The 1,246-nt window shown below is 49.7% G+C and carries 2 protein-coding genes; both read left to right on the top strand.

Features of this window, described 5'->3' with window-relative positions; translation table 11 throughout:
- Nucleotides 1–21: 21 nt before the first annotated feature.
- Nucleotides 22–216 (top strand): hypothetical protein, encoded by a 195-nt coding sequence (locus tag HMPREF9140_RS09985; protein ID WP_006951037.1) that lies wholly within the window; start codon nucleotides 22–24, stop codon nucleotides 214–216.
- Nucleotides 217–710: 494 nt separating this feature from the next.
- Nucleotides 711–1,121 (top strand): HU family DNA-binding protein, encoded by a 411-nt coding sequence (locus HMPREF9140_RS09980; protein ID WP_006953789.1) that lies wholly within the window; start codon nucleotides 711–713, stop codon nucleotides 1,119–1,121.
- Nucleotides 1,122–1,246 lie beyond the last annotated feature (125 nt).

Raw genomic sequence — 1,246 nt, 5'->3', positions numbered from 1 at the left:
TTAAGTAATAAGTAGTAAACAATGAAACAAAGATATATCACCCCGCAGATTAAGGTTATCCAACTCTTGACCGACGACAATATCGCCCAATTTGTTGTGAGTTCGCACTCCGTAGGCGAGAACGAAGGACTGGCCAAGCCCGGCATCTTCGACGAAGACGAGGAAGGCGGAGCAGGCGAACAAACGATGGCTGATTACTCGCCTTGGGAGGACTAAGGAATAGACATTGGAAGTGCCGGAGGATTCCTATAAGGAAAGGTCAAGGACTCCTATAAGGAAAGGTCAAGGACTCCTATAAGGAAAGGTCGAGGACTCCTATAAGGAAAGGTCGAGGACTCTAAGTATCACTCCTACGATACCTTAAGTATCAATCCAAGAGGAGTCTAAGTATAGCTCTTTGAGGATGTTCGACAGGCGTACTTTCCCATTCACAATATAGAGGCAATCGTGTTCCCAGTGAGAAGCCTCGACCTTTCCCAATAGGAAGACCGATGGATTCTCAATAGGAAGACAAGACCTTTCCCAATGGGAATACAAAAGGGTTCCCAATAGGAACACAAAACCATCGCCAATGAGAAGAGGAAAGCATCGTCAACAGGAGGTCGAAACGCAACCCGGCGGCGTGGGCTATGCAGCACTAAAAGAAAGCAGTTAACGGGGCAAGGTCCGCCGTCGGAAGCCCCACAATATTCATTTAAACCGTTAAGAACATGATTGTATTTAAAGTAGTCGAGCGCGTGCTCGGCGTAGGCCCTCGCAAAGGGCAAAAGGCGTATGGGGCCGAACCCAAGGCTCCGCTCAAGTTCTCTCAGGAATGGCTCATCGACCGCATCGTTCGCGAAACGTCGTTGAGCGAGGGCGATGTTCGCAACGTTCTCATCACGCTGAAGAACATCATCAAAGAAGTGGTTACTCTGGGAGGTTCGCTCGACTTGGGCGACATCTTTTCGCTTCGCACCACGATACCCTCGAAGATGGAGGTGAAAGAGGAAGACGTATGTGCCACCTCGCTGAAACGTCCGCGAATACTGGTGCGCTGGAAGCAGCCCATCAGTGATGCTCTGAAGAAAATCGAAGTTGAGGTGGATAACCCCAAACGTAAGGAGAAAAAGGGTAGTTAAACGTCCCCGACCCCGGTCATCCCCAAAGCGCGGAGGAACCGAACAGTTCTATTCATGCAGGGGCGATTATGAAAGGGTGAAAAGATGCCGATGCCATACGAGCGGGCATGCTTTTCACCCTTTTT

The organism is Prevotella micans F0438 (assembly GCF_000243035.1).
GTDB classification, from domain to species: domain Bacteria; phylum Bacteroidota; class Bacteroidia; order Bacteroidales; family Bacteroidaceae; genus Prevotella; species Prevotella micans.
Note: the sequence above shows the minus strand (reverse complement) of the source record. Positions and strands in the feature narration are given on the sequence as shown.